Annotated in this window: 15 protein-coding genes; 7 read left to right on the forward strand and 8 right to left on the reverse strand. The window is 72.9% G+C overall.

Annotation, left to right across the window (positions count from 1 at the left end; all coding sequences use genetic code 11):
• Window positions 1–2: 2 nt before the first annotated feature.
• The gene (locus VFZ92_RS04725) at window positions 3–1199 is read right to left on the reverse strand and encodes a diguanylate cyclase (protein ID WP_330874450.1); all 1197 of its coding nucleotides are present in this window, start codon (window positions 1197–1199) and stop codon (window positions 3–5) included.
• 163 nt (window positions 1200–1362) lie between these two features.
• Here VFZ92_RS04725 and macS point away from each other — a divergent pair, with 163 nt between their 5' ends.
• From macS to VFZ92_RS04760, 7 genes are all read left to right on the forward strand, one after another.
• Window positions 1363–2520, forward strand: a complete 1158-nt coding sequence (gene macS, locus VFZ92_RS04730) for a MacS family sensor histidine kinase (protein ID WP_330874451.1) — start codon at window positions 1363–1365, stop codon at window positions 2518–2520.
• A complete protein-coding gene (locus tag VFZ92_RS04735; RefSeq protein WP_330874452.1) occupies window positions 2517–3170 on the forward strand; it encodes a response regulator transcription factor in 654 nt (217 codons plus the stop codon). Before macS ends, VFZ92_RS04735 begins: the two co-directional genes overlap by 4 nt.
• Before the next feature lie 3 nt (window positions 3171–3173).
• Window positions 3174–3785, forward strand: coding sequence for a DUF1707 SHOCT-like domain-containing protein (locus VFZ92_RS04740; protein ID WP_330874453.1), 612 nt, complete (start codon window positions 3174–3176; stop codon window positions 3783–3785).
• Window positions 3786–3916: 131 nt separating this feature from the next.
• Window positions 3917–4948, forward strand: a complete 1032-nt coding sequence (gene tdh / locus VFZ92_RS04745) for an L-threonine 3-dehydrogenase (protein WP_330874454.1) — start codon at window positions 3917–3919, stop codon at window positions 4946–4948.
• Complete coding sequence (locus tag VFZ92_RS04750) at window positions 4948–6126, forward strand: glycine C-acetyltransferase (RefSeq protein WP_330874455.1); 1179 nt, start codon at window positions 4948–4950, stop codon at window positions 6124–6126. The genes tdh and VFZ92_RS04750 overlap by 1 nt, the downstream gene beginning before the upstream one ends.
• Before the next feature lie 316 nt (window positions 6127–6442).
• On the forward strand, window positions 6443–6622 hold the full coding sequence (locus tag VFZ92_RS04755) for a hypothetical protein (RefSeq protein WP_330874456.1): 180 nt from the start codon (window positions 6443–6445) through the stop codon (window positions 6620–6622).
• Window positions 6623–6688: 66 nt separating this feature from the next.
• On the forward strand, window positions 6689–7570 hold the full coding sequence (locus VFZ92_RS04760) for a LysR family transcriptional regulator (RefSeq protein ID WP_330874457.1): 882 nt from the start codon (window positions 6689–6691) through the stop codon (window positions 7568–7570).
• On the opposite strand, the gene ptsP is transcribed toward VFZ92_RS04760, so the two are convergent.
• From ptsP to VFZ92_RS04795, 7 genes are all read right to left on the reverse strand, one after another.
• Window positions 7538–9169: a phosphoenolpyruvate--protein phosphotransferase gene (gene ptsP / locus VFZ92_RS04765; RefSeq protein ID WP_330874458.1), complete on the reverse strand. Its 1632-nt coding sequence runs from the start codon at window positions 9167–9169 to the stop codon at window positions 7538–7540. The genes VFZ92_RS04760 and ptsP overlap by 33 nt on opposite strands.
• 97 nt (window positions 9170–9266) lie before the next feature.
• Complete coding sequence (gene rbsD, locus VFZ92_RS04770; protein WP_330874459.1) at window positions 9267–9656, reverse strand: D-ribose pyranase; 390 nt, start codon at window positions 9654–9656, stop codon at window positions 9267–9269.
• Window positions 9653–10513 (reverse strand): ribokinase, encoded by an 861-nt coding sequence (locus tag VFZ92_RS04775; protein WP_330874460.1) that lies wholly within the window; start codon window positions 10511–10513, stop codon window positions 9653–9655. Before VFZ92_RS04775 ends, rbsD begins: the two co-directional genes overlap by 4 nt.
• On the reverse strand, window positions 10510–11439 hold the full coding sequence (locus tag VFZ92_RS04780; RefSeq protein ID WP_330874461.1) for a substrate-binding domain-containing protein: 930 nt from the start codon (window positions 11437–11439) through the stop codon (window positions 10510–10512). Before VFZ92_RS04780 ends, VFZ92_RS04775 begins: the two co-directional genes overlap by 4 nt.
• A gap of 12 nt (window positions 11440–11451) precedes the next feature.
• The gene (locus VFZ92_RS04785) at window positions 11452–12402 is read right to left on the reverse strand and encodes an ABC transporter permease (protein WP_330874462.1); all 951 of its coding nucleotides are present in this window, start codon (window positions 12400–12402) and stop codon (window positions 11452–11454) included.
• Window positions 12399–13850 carry a sugar ABC transporter ATP-binding protein gene (locus VFZ92_RS04790; protein WP_330874463.1) on the reverse strand — a complete coding sequence of 484 codons (1452 nt, stop codon included), beginning with the start codon at window positions 13848–13850 and terminating at the stop codon, window positions 12399–12401. The genes VFZ92_RS04785 and VFZ92_RS04790 overlap by 4 nt, the downstream gene beginning before the upstream one ends.
• Entirely contained in the window at window positions 13843–14835 is a 993-nt protein-coding gene (locus VFZ92_RS04795; RefSeq protein WP_330874464.1) for a LacI family DNA-binding transcriptional regulator, read from the reverse strand. Before VFZ92_RS04795 ends, VFZ92_RS04790 begins: the two co-directional genes overlap by 8 nt.
• Window positions 14836–14924 lie beyond the last annotated feature (89 nt).

Below are 14924 nucleotides of genomic sequence, written 5' to 3' on the forward strand. Positions count from 1 at the left end.
GCTCACGCCATCTCCACCAGGTTCCGCCCGTACCCCTTGGCGGCCAGCAGAGCCGCGTCAGCGGCCACCAGCAGATCCGGCAACTCGTACCCGAACCGCTCCGTGGTCGCCACCCCGATGCTCACCGTCAACCCGGACAGCACGTGGTGCCGTCCATCGGTGGCCACCGTGGGAACCGACAACCCGGCCACCGCGTGCCTCATCCGCTGCGCCACGGCCTCCGCCACCTCGGGCGAGGCCTCCGGCAGCAGCACCACGAACTCCTCCCCGCCGAACCGCCCCACCAGGTCCCCCCGCCGGGTGCTGGTGCTCAACAACAGCGCGACGGCGGCCAGGGCCGCGTCACCGGCGAGGTGCCCCACCCGGTCGTTCACCCGCTTGAAGTGGTCCAGGTCCATCAGCATCACCGCCATGGACCGGTTGTCGTTGCGGCCCTTCGCCAGTTCGGCGCGCGCCTGGCCGTCCCAGTGCACGGCGTTGGACAGCCCGGTCTTCGCGTCCCGCTGGGCCGACCGGCGCCACTGCGGGAGCTGGGCCGCCCGCTCCAGCAGCGCCATCGGCGGCCCGGCGATCAACGCGTGCACCGCCATCGTGCCCGCCACGCACCCCATCAACCCGCCGAGGCTGACGGCGACGATCCCGAGGATCACGTCGATGGGTTCGCCGACGACCTCCTCGCGCGGCGCGGACGGTCGACGCAGGTGCAGCCCCAGCGCGATCAGCCCGGACCGGAGCAGCAGCAGGACGACGGCGCCGACGAGCATCATCGGCAGGTCAGCGGCGGGGTCGCTCCAGCCGAAGACGAACCGGGTGGCGAACACCGCCAGCGCCGTCGCGCACAGCGTGAAGATCCAGCGGTACGACTCGGGGCGCTGGGCGAGCACCCCGTGCAGCGCGGGCCCGAACAGGAGCAGGACCAGCAGGTTCGGCGGCAGCGCGATGATGCCCGCGGTCAGGTAGCAGAGGTGCGCGGCCCACGGGTTGCGCTCGGTCTCGCCGAGCCGGTGGCTGTAGATGGAGCTGCCGATGATCACCGCACCGGCCGTGCCCGCGACGGCGGCGAACCGGCCGATGTCGCCGGGCGTGGGGGTCGGGGTGTCGACGATGACGAACGTGACCACGGCGAGGGCGGCGAAGTCGATCACGAGCCAGTAGACGAGCGCCGGCCAGCGCAGCGTCCACAAGGGCCAGTCGCGCACTGCATCCCTCCCCCGCCGTGGGAGTGCCGACGTGGTGCCCCCGCAGCGGGCCACCAGACTCGGCCGCAAGCCTTGCACATCGTTCTCACAGGCAGTAGACGTCCACCTGGGGGTTAGCCAGGCCACTCCCGCACGGCAGGATGGGGTCCGAAGGGAGCACACCGTGCACATCAAGTCGGACGACGAGGGGCCATCCGTGCTGGAGGACCCCGTCGCGCACCTGTGGCGGGGGACGGTCGCACTACGCGTAGTGACCTTCCTGTTCGCGCTGGGCAACGCGGTCGTGCACTCCAGCGGGTTCGCGCGGCCGTGGCTGGCGTGGCTGGTCATCGGGGTGATGGCGGCCTGGTCGGTGTTCACGATCCAGGCCTACAGCCGCGAGTCGGGGCGGAAGCCGTGGATCGTCGCCGCCGACCTGGTGGTGGCGTGCGGCCTGATGTCCACGTCGAGCCTGATCATGACCGACCTGCAGCTGCTGGCGAACGTCCCGCTGATCACCACGATCTGGGCGTGCGGTCCCGCGGTGGCGGCGGGCTCGCTCGCGGGCCGGTACGCGGGCGCGGCGGCGGGCGGGATCATCGGGCTCGCGACCTACCTCAACCGCGGGGCGATGAGCGTCGACCTGGTGCGGGACGTGGTGCTGCTCGCGGGCGCGGGCTTCGTGGTCGGCATGGCCTCGTCGACGGCCCGCCGCTCGGCGGTGCGGCTGGCGCAGGCGCTGCGGACCGAGGCCGCGACGGCGGAGCGCGAGCGGCTGGCCAGGTCGATCCACGACGGTGTCCTCCAGGTGCTGGCACGGGTGCGGAAGCGCGGTCTGGAACTGGGCGGCGAGGCCGCTGAGCTGGCCGAGCTGGCCGGTGAGCAGGAGGTGGCCCTGCGGTCGCTGGTCGCGGCGTCCCCCGTCGAGTCCACGGTGGACGGCGACGCCGACCTGCGGCCCGCGCTCCAGCTGCTGGCCACCCAGAGGGTGCAGGTGTCCACGCCCGCCACGCAGGTGATGCTGCCCGCGGTGGTCGCGCTGGAGCTGACCTCGGTGGTCCGGGAGATGCTGTCCAACGTGGACAAGCACGCGGGCGCCGACGCCAAGGCGTGGGTGCTGCTGGAGGACCTGGGCGACGAGGTCGTGCTGAGCGTCCGCGACGACGGGCCGGGCATCCCCGAGGGCCGCATCGACCTCGCCGAGGCCGAGGGCAGGATGGGGATCGCCAAGTCGATCCGGGGGAGGGTCGCGCTGCTCGGCGGCACCCTCGAACTGGAGACGGGGCCCGGCGAGGGCACGGAGTGGGAAGTGCGCGTGTTCCGAGTAGGGGGAGTTCGGTGACGGTTTCGGTGATGGTGGTCGACGACCACCCGCTGTGGCGCGACGGTGTGGCGAGGGACCTGGCGGAACGCGGCTTCGACGTGGTCGCGACGGCGTCGGACGCGGACGCGGCCATGCGGATCGCCCGCGCGGTGCGGCCGGACGTGGTGCTGATGGACCTCAACCTGGGTGAGCTGTCCGGCGTGGACGCGACCGCCATGATCACCGGTGAGCTGCCCGCGACCAGGGTGCTGGTGCTGTCGGCGAGCGGTGAGCACGACGACGTGCTCCAGGCCGTGAAGGCGGGCGCGTCGGGGTACCTGGTGAAGTCCGCGTCGGCGGAGGAGCTGGTGGACGCGGTCAACCGGACCGCGGTGGGCGACGCGGTGTTCACCGCCGGGCTGGCCGGTCTGGTGCTCGGCGAGTACCGCCGGATGGCCGCGAACCCCGACGAGGAGGACAAGCCGCAGTTGACCGAGCGGGAGACCGAGGTCCTGAGGCTCGTGGCGAAAGGCCTGACAGCCCGGCAGATCGCGACCAGACTGGTGATCTCCCACCGCACGGTGGAGAACCACGTGCAGTCGACGCTGCGGAAGCTCCAGCTGCACAACCGGGTCGAGCTGGCCCGCTACGCGATCGAGCACGGCCTCGACGCCGAACCGGAGGCGTAGACCATGACCGACCCCAAGGACTTCAGGGTCTCGGACGCCGAGAGGGAGCACGTGATCGGCCTGCTCCAGAAGGCCATCGGCCAGGGCCTGATCACGCTGGACGAGTTCTCCTCCCGCACCGACACCGCCCTGGTCGCGAAGACGCGCGGGGACCTGAACGCGGTGCTCGTGGACCTGCCCGGCATGACGCACAACGAGCAGGCGCCCAAGGCCGTCGCGCCGAGGGACCGCGTCGAGATCAAGAACACCATGTCGACGGTGTCCCGCAAGGGCCGGTGGGCCGTGCCGAGGGAACTGGTGGTGCGCAACCGGATGGGGTCGACGGAACTCGACTTCTCCGAGGCCGACATCCCGCACGCGGTGGTGACGATCGAGCTGGACGTGACGGCCGGGTCGGTGTCGATCCTGCTGCCCGAGGGCGCGACCGCGAACACCGAGGAGATCGAGATGGCCGCGGGCAGCGTGACCGACAAGACGGGTGGCGGCGCGGGTCGGCCGCACTTCGTCATGACCGGTGCGGTGCGCGCGGGCTCGGTGCACGTCAAGCAGGTCCGGATGGTGCGGGTCGGCCCGTACCTCGTGCGGATGCCGGGGTTCCGGGTGCGCAGGGCCTGATCCGCGGACCCGGTGACACGACCGGGTGCACCCGTGCCGTCGAGCGCGCAGTCCCTGTGAAGAAGCGCTAACAAGGGATTGCAGAAAGTCCTGATGGACTGCACAACTCGAGACAGGTGACACTGCGCGTCATGAAGGCACTGGTCAAGGTGGCCGCCGGGCCGGGACTCGAACTCGTCGACGTCCCCGACCCCGTCGCGGGCCCCGGTGACGTCGTGGTGCGGGTCCTCCGGACCGGCATCTGCGGCACCGATCTGCACATCGACTCGTGGGACGACTGGGCCGCGCGCACCGTGGAGGCGCCGCTGGTCCTCGGGCACGAGTTCGTGGGCGAGGTCGTGGAGATCGGCACGGCCGTGAACGGGGTCCGGGTCGGTGACCTGGTCTCCGGCGAGGGCCACCTGGTCTGCGGCACGTGCCGCAACTGCAAGGCGGGCAGGCGGCACCTCTGCGCGAACACCCGCGGCCTCGGCGTGCACGTCGACGGCGCGTTCGCCCAGTACGCGGTCCTGCCGCAGGAGAACGCCTGGGTGCACCGCAACAAGGTGGACCTGGACGTGGCCGCGATCTTCGACCCGTTCGGCAACGCCGTGCACACCGCGCTGTCGTTCCCGGTCATCGGGGAGGACGTGCTGATCACCGGCGCGGGCCCGATCGGCATCATGGCCGCCGCCGTCGCGAAGCACGCGGGCGCGCGCAACGTCGTGATCACCGACATCAGCGAGCACCGCCTCGACATCGCCCGCAAGGTCGGCGTGGACCTGGCGCTCAACGTCGCCACGGCCACGATCGCCGACGCGCAGGCCGAACTCGGCATGACCGAGGGCTTCGACGTCGGCATGGAGATGTCCGGCAAGCCCGTCGCGACGCGGGACATGATCGCGAACATGGCGCACGGCGGCCGCATCGCGATGCTGGGCCTGCCGTCCGAGGAGTTCTCGGTCGACTGGAGCAGCGTCGTGCTGAAGATGCTGCACGTCAAGGGCATCTACGGCCGCGAGATGTTCGAGACCTGGTACTCGATGTCCGTGCTGCTCCAGCGCGGCCTCGACCTGACCCCGGTGATCACCCACAAGTTCGGCTACCGCGACCACGCGCAGGCGTTCGCGACAGCACGTGAAGGCAAGTGCGGCAAGGTCGTGCTCGACTGGACGGAGGCCTGATGTACGGCGCGATGAAGGACGACCTGCTCGCGGGGATCGAGGAGATCAGGGCGGCCGGTCTGTACAAGGCCGAGCGGGTCATCGGCAGCCCGCAGAACGCCGAGGTGCGGGTCGGTGGCGGTGACGAGGTGCTGAACTTCTGCGCCAACAACTACCTGGGTCTCGCCGACCACCCCGTGCTGGTCGACGCCGCCAAGGACGCGCTGGACCGCTGGGGCTTCGGCATGGCGTCGGTGCGGTTCATCTGCGGCACCCAGGAACCGCACAAGCAGCTCGAAGCCAGGCTCGCCGAGTTCCTCGGCACCGAGGACACGATCCTCTACAGCTCCTGCTTCGACGCCAACGGCGGCCTGTTCGAGACGCTGCTGACCGACCAGGACGCGGTGATCTCCGACGAGCTGAACCACGCGTCGATCATCGACGGCGTCCGGCTGTGCAAGGCCAAGCGGTTCCGGTACGTGAACCGCGACATGGACGACCTGGAGCGGCAGCTCAAGGACGCCGCCGACGCCCGCTACCGGCTCATCGCGACCGACGGCGTGTTCTCCATGGACGGCTACCTCGCGCCGCTCGACGAGATCTGCGACCTCGCCGAGCGGTACGACGCGCTGGTCATGGTCGACGACTCGCACGCCGTCGGCTTCACCGGCCCGAACGGCGGCGGCACGCCCGAGCTGTTCGGCGTGCAGGACCGGGTGGACATCGTCACCGGCACGCTCGGCAAGGCGCTGGGCGGGGCCAGCGGCGGCTACGTCTCCGGCCGCCGGGAGATCGTGGAGATGCTCCGCCAGCGGTCCCGCCCGTACCTGTTCTCCAACTCGCTGGCCCCGTCGATCACCGCCGCGTCGATCGCCGCGCTGGACCTGATCAGCTCGTCCGGTGAGCTGCTGACCAGGCTGCGGGAGAACTCGGCGCTGTTCAGGGCGCGGATGACCGACGAGGGCTTCGACCTGCTGCCCGGCTCGCACCCGATCATCCCGGTCATGATCGGCGACGCCGCCGAGGCCGCGCGGATGGCCGACCTGCTGCTGGAGCAGGGGGTCTACGTGATCGGCTTCTCCTACCCGGTCGTGCCGCACGGCAAGGCCCGCATCCGGACCCAGATGTCCGCCGGGCACACGACGGCGGACGTGAACCGGGCCGTGGACGCGTTCGTGGCGGCTCGGGCCCGGATGTAGGTCAGGCACCCGCTCCGGGGAGCTTCTCCGAGACCGCGCGCGACCAGTTCGGCCACGGCCTGCGGGGGGCGGTTCGGAGCGGTCTCGCGGGCACCGCTGAACCTGGTCACCACCGGTGCCCCTTCGCCCTCGCACGGGTGGCGGCCGACGTGGGGCTGCCCTGGCGGTCGGGTGCACGCCGGGCCGCGGCAGGAGGAGCTGGCGCTGTTCGCGGGGGTCAGCGTCGACCACTGCACCGCGACCAGCACCCGTCCGACCAGGTCCTCGACCGCAGAAGCGGGGTCGGCCGCCGAAGGCGGAGAGGGTCAGCGCCGGCGTGCGGAACCTGATCGACAACTGGACCACCACACCCGCGTACGTGCGGGGCAGGACCATGACCGTGCTGGCGGCGAACCCGCTGGCCACCGCCCTGTCACCGCGGCGGCCATCGGCGCCGCGGTCGAACGGGGCCGTCGAGAGGGCGTCGAAGGTCGCGGTGCAGCGGAGGCCGGTGTGATCGCGGGCCGCCCCTGTGCGAGGAGCACCGGCCGCGCCGACGAGCGGGCCGGGGCACGATAGGCCCGTGATCGATCCTCGAAGGCTGCCGGTGCTGCGCGCGCTGGCCGACCACGGCACCGTGACCGCGGCGGGGAGGGCGCTGCACCTGACGCCGTCCGCGGTGTCGCAGCAGCTCGCCGCGCTGGAGGCCGAGACCGGGCAGGAGCTGTTGCGGCGGCGGGGGCGGCGGGTGTCGTTGACGGCCGCCGGTGAGCTGCTGGTCGGGCACGCGGACGCCGTCGCGGCGGAGTTGGAGCGGGCGCGGGCGTCGTTGGCCTCGTTCGCCGACGGGGCCGCCGGGCAGGTGAAGATCGCCGGGTTCGCGTCCGCGATCAGCCAGGTCGTGGCGCCCGCCATCGCGGCGCTGCGCAGGACCGCGCCCGAGCTGACGATCGTGGTCCGCGACGTCGAGGGGCACGCGAGCCTGCCGCTGCTGCTGGACGGCGAGGTGGACCTGGCGATCACCGAGGACTACCGGCCCGACGACGTGCGGATGAGCCGGTTCCCGCTGTACGCCGAGCCGTTCGACGTGGTGGTGCCCGCCGACCACCGGCTGGCCGAGCGGACCACGATCGACCCCCGCGACCTGGTCGAGGACGACTGGGTCGCGCCGCTGCCCGGCAACCCGTGCCGGGACGTCGTGACCGCGGCCGTGCCGCACGCGCGGATCGTGCACACGTCCGACGACTTCCGGGCGGTGGTGGCGCTGGTCGCGGCCGGTGCGGGGGTGGCGCTGGTGCCGCGCAACGCGCTCGTGGACGTGCCCGGCGCGATCGTCGTCCCGGTCAGGGGGACGCCGCCGTTGCGCCGGGTCTACGCCGCGACCCGCCGGGGCAGCGAGGGCCACCCGTTGATCAAGGCTGTGGTGGGCGCCCTAGTGGGGGGCCCTGGCCGCGACCTTGGCTGACGCCGGGTCGTGGGCGCCGAGCGCGCCGCGGGCGGCGAGCTGGCACACGTCCAGGCTGGTGGTGGCGAGCTTGGCGCCGACACCCGCCAGCGCGGTGTGGTTCATCGACAGACTGGTCACGCCCATGCCGGTGAGCACGCACGCGAGCAGCGGGTCGGCCGCCGCCTCGCCGCACACGCCGACCGGAGTGCCGGTCTCCACGCCGACCTCGCCGACGAGCTTGATCAGGCGGAGCAGCGCGGGCTGCCACGGGTCGTTGAGCGCGGCCACGGCGCCGACCTGGCGGTCCGCCGCGAACAGGTACTGGGCCAGGTCGTTCGTGCCGAGCGACACGAAGTCGACCACGGCGGCGATCTCGCGCGCGGTCATCGCCGCGGCGGGGATCTCGATCATCACGCCCGCCCGTGCGATGCCCGCGGCGCGGGCGCGCTCCACGAACCACGCGGCTTCGGCGGCGGTGGCGACCATGGGTGCCATGACCGACACCTCGGCGCCGCTGTCCTTCGCGGCGAGGGCGATGGCTTCGAGCTGGCGGTCGATGATCTCGGGCCGGTCGAACGCCACCCGCACGCCGCGCACGCCGAGCGCCGGGTTCGGCTCGGGCTCCGGTTCGAGGAACGCGAGGGGCTTGTCGGCGCCCGCGTCGAGCGTGCGGACGACCACGGGCTTGCCCGCGAACGGCGTGAGCACGGCCGCGTAGGCCTTGCGCTGCTCCTCGACCGTCGGTTCCTCGGTGGCGGACAGGAAGCAGAACTCGGTGCGGAACAGGCCGACGCCCTCGGCGCCCGCCGCCGCCGCGGCGGCGGCGTCGGCGGGGGAGCCGACGTTGCCGAGGACCTTGACCCGGTGGCCGTCGCGCAGGATGCCGACGCCGTTCCAGGTGGGCTTGCCGGTACCGCCCGCGGCGCGGACGGTGCCGTCGGACTCGCGCACGTCGCCGGTGTCGCCGTCCACGGCGAGCGCGGCCACGTCGAGCGCGAGGACGCCGCGGCAGGCGACGACGGCGGGGATGCCGAGCGAGCGGGCGAGGATCGCGGTGTGCGAGGTCGGGCCGCCCTCCTCGGTCACCAGCGCGAGCACCTTGGTCGGGTCGAGGCCCGCGGTGTCGGCGGGGGCGAGGTCGCGGGCGACGAGGACGCTCGGCCCCGCCAGGTCGGGGACGCCGGGCGCGGCCAGGCCGAGGAGTTCGGCGACCAGCCGGTCGCGGACGTCCTGCACGTCGCGGGCACGTTCGGCCATGTAGCCGCCCGCGGCCTGGAGCATGGTGATGAAGCCGCCCGCCGCCCGGTGCACCGCGCGGGCCGCGGGCAGCGACTCGTCGGTCACCAGCTTCTCGGCCTGCGCCAGCAGGGACGGGTCCGCCGCCATCGCGGCGGTCGTCTCCAGCACCGCCTTCGCGTCGCCCTCGACGGTCGCCGCGCGGGCCAGCAGCCGCTCCGCGACGACGTCCGCGGCGGGGCGGATGCGCGCCGCCTCGGCCTGGGCGTCGGCGGGCGCGGGGGTGGCGGGGGGCTCGCCCAGTGGTTCGGCGACTCGGACAACGGGGCCGGAGGCCCGACCGGAACTGACACCGACACCGCTCAGGCGCGCGCTCGACATGGTCTAGACCATACCCTTCGGGTGGGCAGCGATTCCGCCCAGTGTGACGTGAACACCAGGCACCCGACAGCCGGGCCCGCCCGCACCAGCCGCTACCTCAGAACGGCACCCCGCAGCGCAGCAGGACGTTCGCGTACGGCGTGGCCTCGCCGGTGCGGACGATCAACCGGGTCGAGGCCGTCCGGCGCTTGAACTCGGCGTGCGGCACCCGCCGCACGCCGGGCAGCCGCTGGAGGATCGCCGCCGCGCACATCGGGTTCGCGTCGTCCACCTCGTTCGCGATCACCGCCCGCTCCACGACGAGTTCGGCCAGCAGGCCGTCCAGCACCTCCAGGAACGACGGCACGCCGAAGGTGAACGCCAGGTCGACGACGGTCGGACCGGACGGGATCGGCAGGCCGCAGTCGGCGACCACCAGCTCGTCGGTGTGCCCGAGGCGGGCGAGCGCGCCGCTCAGCTCGGCGTTCAGGATGCCCGACCGCTTCACGGCAGCACGTCGGCTGCCTGCGGGTAGGACGGCTGGGCACCCGGCCTGGTCACCGAGGTGGCGGCCACGCGCGCCGCGTACCGGGCGGCGTCCACGAGCTGGTCGCCCGCCGCGAGCCGCGCGGCGCGCGCGCCCGCGAAGGCGTCGCCCGCACCCGTGGTGTCGACCGGGGTCACGGCGGGAGCGGGCACCTCGACCACGCCGTCGCGCGTGACCACGGCGGCGCCGCGCGCGCCGAGCGTGACCACGGCGGACCGCGGGCCCAGGTCGAGCAGGCCCCGCACCGTCGGCGCGAGCTGGGCGGCCTCGTGCTCGTTGACGATCAGCGGGTCGAGCAGCGCCAGCGTCGACGGCGACAGCGGGGCCACCGGGGACAGGTTGAGCACCGGGCGGACGCCGTGCTCGGCGGCCCACGCCACGCCGTGCTCGACGGTGGGGACCGGGACCTCCAGCGAGCACACCAGCACCGAGACGCCGTCGGACGGCACGGCGTCGACGTCGGCCGGTGCCACGTCGCCGTTCGCGCCGGGCGCCACGACGATCGAGTTCTCGCCGTCCGGCGTCACGGTGATGTAGGCGATCCCGGTCGGACGGGCCGACGTGCGCACGAACGTCGTGCGCACGCCCGACGAGGCCAGGGACGAGCGCAGCAGCTCGCCGTACTGGTCCGAACCGACCGCGCCGAGGAGGTCGACCGACGCGCCCACGCGGGCGGCGGCGACGGCGGTGTTCGCGCCCTTGCCGCCGGGCATGACGACGGTGTCGCCACCCAGCACCGTCTCACCGCCGCCGGGTCGCCTGGCGACCTCCACGACGAGGTCCGCGTTGGCCGATCCGAGTACCAGTACCGAGGTCACTTCTTGAACTCTGCCAGGTTCTTCTTGGTCACGACCTTCACCTCGACGTCGACCACCTGCTGGACGGCCTCGCCCCTGGCGGCCTTCACGGCCTGCTCGACGGCCTTGCGGCCGAGCACCTTGGGCTGCTGGGCGACGGTCGCGGCCATCGTGCCGTCCTCGACCGCCTTCAGGCCGTCCGGCGTGCCGTCGAAGCCGACGACCTGGACCTGCGTGCCCGCCTTGTCACCGAGCGCCTTGATCGCGCCGAGCGCCATCTCGTCGTTGTCGGCGAAGACGCCCTTGATGCCGGGGTTGGCCTGGAGCAGGTTGGTCATCACGTCCAGGCCCTTGGCCCGGTCGAAGTCGGCGGGCTGGCTCGCGACGACCTTGATGCCGCCGGAGTTGAGGCCCTGCTCGAAGCCCCGGCCGCGGTCGCGGGCGGCGGACGCGCCGGGGATGCCCTGGAGGTGCACGACCTCGCCGCTGGTGGCGCGGCCGAGCTCGACGGCCGCGAGGCTGCCGCCCTGGACGTTGTCGGAGGCGACCTCGGAGGCCACCTTGCCGTCGTCGACGGAGCGGTCGACCGCGATCAGCGGGATGTTCGCGTTCTCGGCGGCCTTCGCGGCGGGCGTCGCCTGCTTCGAGTCGACCGGGTTGATGATGATCGCCTTCAGGCCCTGGGTGGCGAACGTCTGCACCTGGTTGACCTGGTTCGTCGAGTCGTTCTGCGCGTCGACCACGGTCAGCTTCACGCCCAGTTCGGCGGCGGCCTCCTCGGCGCCCTGCTTCAGCTCCACGAAGTACGGGTTGTTCAGCGTCGACACGGCGAGACCGACGGTGAGGTCACCGCCGGAACCCGTCTCGCCACCCGAGCCGCACGCCGCCGTGAGGGCGAGGGCCGTGGCGGAGAGGGCTGCGACCGCTGCCCTGCGGGGGAAGTTCATGGTGTTCCTTTCCTAACGGGTGCTGCTGCGGCGGCGGAGGGTGTCCAGCAGGACGGCGAGCGCGATGACCACGCCGATGACGACCTGCTGCCAGAACGGGGAGACCTGCAACTGGTTGAGCCCGTTGCGGAGGACGGCGAGCACGAGCGCGCCGATCAACGTGCCGGACGCCCGGCCGACGCCGCCGGACAGCGAGGCGCCGCCGATGACGACGGCCGCGATGGCGTCGAGTTCGTAGCCGACCGCGGCCTGCGGTCCCGCGGAGGCGAGGCGGCCCGCGAGGAGCATCCCGGCCACGGCCGCGAACAGGCCGGACAGCGCGTAGACGACGAGCTTCTGCTTGCGGACGTCGATGCCGGACAGGCGGGCGGCTTCCTCGTTGCCGCCGATGACGTACATCGCGCGGCCCTGGTAGGTGCGGGTCAGCACGAACGCGGTGAGGCCGAAGAACACCAGCATCACCAGCAGCGGCACCGGCAGGAACGGGGTGAGGTTGGAGCCCAGCTCGCTGACGACGTCCGGCGTGGCCAGCGGCGTGCCCTGCGAGACCACCAGCGTCAGGCCGCGGGCCACGCTGAGCATCGCGAGGGTCGCGATGAACGCGGGCAGGCGGCCGTAGCTGACCAGCGCGCCGTTGACGAGACCGGCGACCACGCCGGTGGCCAGGCCGAGCAGCAGCGCGAGCGGACCGGGCAGCCCGGCCTCGGTCGAGCTCCACGCGCCGACCATCGCGGACAGGGCCGCGACGCTGCCCACGGACAGGTCGATGCCGCCGGAGACGATGACGAACGTCGAGCCGAACGCGAGCACCGCGACCACGGCCGCCTGCACGCCGACGTTGAGCAGGTTCTGGGTGCTGAGGAACGACGGCGCGAGGACCGACAGCGCCACGACCAGCACCAGCAGCCCGCCCAGCGCCCCGTTGTCGGAGAGGACCTTGCGGGCGTCGATCGAGGTTGTCATGCGGAGATCTCCTGAACGGCCAACGCCATCACCTGGTCCTGGGTGGTTCCGACGGCGGGGAGTTCGCCCGCCACGCGGCCGTGCGCCATCACGACGATCCGGTCGCTCATCCCGATCACCTCGGGGAGGTCGCTGGACACCAGCAGCACGGCCCGGCCCGCCGCGGTCATGCGGTTGACCAGCTCGTAGATCTCGACCTTCGCGCCCACGTCGACGCCCCTGGTCGGCTCGTCGAGGACGAGCACCTTCGGGTCGGCGAGCAGCCACTTGCCGATGACGACCTTCTGCTGGTTGCCGCCGGACAGCTCGCGGACCTCCTGGTCGAGGCCGGAGGTCTTGATCCGCAGCGCCGCCGCCATCTCGGCGGCCCGCCCGCGCTGGCCCTTGCGGTCGACGATCCCGACCCTGGTGGCGGACTTGAGCGTCACCAGGCCGAGGTTCTCGCCGACGCTGGACGTGAGCACGAGCCCCTGGCCCTTGCGGTCCTCGGGCACCAGGCCCAGTCCGGCACGCACGGCGGCCCGCACGTCGCCACCGGCCACGCGCTCGCCACCCACCTCGACGTGCCCGGAGTCGTACCGGTCCGCGCCGAACGCGGCCCGCACGACCTCGGTGCGACCCGCGCCGACGAGCCCGGCGACGCCGACGACCTCACCGGCGCGGACCTCGATCGAGACGTCTCGGAACACCCCGTCGCGAGTCAGGCCGTCGATCTTGAGCAGCACCTCGCCGGGGTCCTGCCGGTGGCGCGGGTACTGCTCGGAGATCGTCCGGCCGACCATCAGCTCGATCATCTGCTCGACGCTCGCCCCCCTGGGCAGCACGCCGACGCTGCGGCCGTCGCGCAGGACGGTGCTGCGGTCGGCGATCCGGCGGATCTCGTCGAGGTGGTGGGTGATGAACACGAGCCCGACGCCCTGGTCGCGCAGCTCGGCCATGATCTCCAGCAGCCGGTCCGTCTCGGTGTCGGTGAGCACGGCCGTCGGCTCGTCCAGCACGAGCACGCCCGCGTCCTGGTCGAGCGCGCGGGCGATCTCGACCATCTGCTGCTGGGCGATGCCGAGGTCCCCCAGCCGGGCGCGCGGGTCGACCGCCAGGCCCACCCGGTCGAGCAGGCCGACGGCGTCGCGGCGCATCCGGGCGTGGTCGACCACGCCGAAGCGGCGCGGCGGGCGGCCGAGGAACAGGTTCTCCGCGACCGACAGCTCCGGCACGAGCGTCAGCTCCTGGTAGATCACCGCGAGCCGCACGCCGTCGGCGAGCACGACCTCGCCGTGGTCGGGGCGGTGCACGCCCGCCAGCACCTTGACCAGCGTCGACTTGCCCGCGCCGTTCTCGCCGAGCAGCACGTGGACCTCGCCGGACCGGACCTCGAAGTCCACGCCGTCCAGCGCCAGCGCGCCGGTGAAGCGCTTGGTGATGCCGGTGGCCCTCAGCAGCTCAGCCACGACCCGCCTCCCCGCACGAGCCGCGCTCGACCAGGCGGGCGGTGAGCCGCACGTCCGGCGGCTGCTCGTCGGCGATCAGCGCGATCAGGCAGCGCGCGGCGGCGCGGCCCATCTCGACCGTCGGCTGGGCGATGACCGTGAGCGGCGGGTCGAGCAGCGGGAACCACGGCTGGTCGTCGTAGACGGCGATGCCGACGTCGCCGGGGACCGAGAGCCCGAGCGCGCGGACCTGCTCCAGCGCGCCGAGGCCCATCAGGTTGTCCATCGCGACCAGTGCGGTCGGCCGGTCCGGCAGCCCCATGAGCTTCGCCGCGGCCTGCGCGCCGCTCTCCCAGCGGAAGTCGCCGTGCACCACGTGCTCGGGGTGGACGGGGCGGCCCAGTTCGGCGAGCGCGGAGCCGAACTGGGCCAGCCGTTCCCGGCCGGTGCTGGTGTCCGACGGGCCCGCGATGACGCCGACCCGCTCGTGACCAGCACCGACGAGGGACGCGGCCAGGTCGGCGAGCGCGCCCGCGCCGTCCACCCGGATGACCGGGCAGTCCGCGCCGGGCACCGACCGGTCGAGCAGGACCAGCGGCAGCCCGGTCGCGACGACCTCGTCCATCCACTCCGCGTCGTCGGTGGCCGGGCAGACCAGCAGCCCGTCGACGCGGCGGTCCAGGAGTGTGCGCACGTAGGTGGTCTGCTGCTCGGCGCTCTCGTCGGCGTTGGCCAGCACGACGCAGTAGCCGTGGGCGCGCGCCTCCTGCTCGACCGCGCGGGCGATCTCCGCGAAGAACGGGTTGACCAGGTCGCTGATCACCAGCCCGAACGTCTTGGTCGCGGTGGTCCGCAGGGAGCGGGCGAGCGCGTTGGGCCGGTAGCCGAGCTCCTCGATGGCGGCCAGCACGCGGGCGCGGGTCTCCTGGGTCGGGGCGGCGTGACCGTTGAGCACGCGCGACACCGTCGCCGTGGACACCCCGGCGTGGCTCGCGACATCCTTCATCGTCGTCACGCTGCGCGCCTCCTCGTGCACTGGAATCGATTACACGGTCTAGTTAATCGGTTACACAGGGGTGTTCGTCAAGTTCATCG

This window comes from Umezawaea sp. (assembly GCF_036375055.1).
GTDB lineage: Bacteria > Actinomycetota > Actinomycetes > Mycobacteriales > Pseudonocardiaceae > Umezawaea.

Excerpts from the sequence above, each read along its gene's own strand:
- ptsP (WP_330874458.1), bottom strand. The coding sequence starts at position 9,169 with ATGTCGAGCGCGCGCCTGAGCGGTGTCGGTGTCAGTTCCGGTCGGGCC.
- tdh (WP_330874454.1), top strand. The coding sequence starts at position 3,917 with ATGAAGGCACTGGTCAAGGTGGCCGCCGGGCCGGGACTCGAACTCGTC.
- VFZ92_RS04740 (WP_330874453.1), top strand. The coding sequence starts at position 3,174 with ATGACCGACCCCAAGGACTTCAGGGTCTCGGACGCCGAGAGGGAGCAC.
- VFZ92_RS04785 (WP_330874462.1), bottom strand. The coding sequence starts at position 12,402 with ATGACAACCTCGATCGACGCCCGCAAGGTCCTCTCCGACAACGGGGCG.
- VFZ92_RS04780 (WP_330874461.1), bottom strand. The coding sequence starts at position 11,439 with ATGAACTTCCCCCGCAGGGCAGCGGTCGCAGCCCTCTCCGCCACGGCC.
- VFZ92_RS04795 (WP_330874464.1), bottom strand. The coding sequence starts at position 14,835 with ATGAAGGATGTCGCGAGCCACGCCGGGGTGTCCACGGCGACGGTGTCG.
- VFZ92_RS04750 (WP_330874455.1), top strand. The coding sequence starts at position 4,948 with ATGTACGGCGCGATGAAGGACGACCTGCTCGCGGGGATCGAGGAGATC.